The sequence below is a fragment of the Chryseobacterium sp. SIMBA_028 genome (assembly GCF_046535285.1).
Classification (GTDB): domain Bacteria; phylum Bacteroidota; class Bacteroidia; order Flavobacteriales; family Weeksellaceae; genus Chryseobacterium.
Genome location: NZ_JAWRWZ010000104.1, coordinates 1 through 340 on the forward strand (window position 1 = coordinate 1; position 340 = coordinate 340).

The following is a 340-nucleotide window of genomic DNA, read 5'->3' on the forward strand; positions in this document are numbered from 1 at the left end:
CTAACCATAGATATTACTGGTTATGATACAAAAGCTTGTTTTAGAGGAAACAATAAGCACAAAAAGCAAAGTTACATTGTAGATGTAGGTCAGGCAATAGATAGCGGTGATACCAAAAAAACATTTGATACACCTTCTTTCAGTTATCCAATATATTCGGATTTAACGAGGTTTACGATTAATCCTATAAAATATATTTGGCCATCAGCAACCAATCCGAATCAGTTTCATTTGCATGTTCATAGCTGTCGATTTTTCAGTAATGACAAAAGAACGACGATCTTAATCAACGCTTATCCGGACATCAAATGGGAGTTGGCATTTGAGTTTTTAATAAATG

Annotated in this window: 1 protein-coding gene; it reads left to right on the forward strand. The window is 33.8% G+C overall.

Features of this window, described 5'->3' with window-relative positions:
* Nucleotides 1-340: hypothetical protein (locus tag SCA31_RS22735; RefSeq protein ID WP_410699314.1), on the forward strand; the 340-nt coding region annotated here is incomplete at both ends.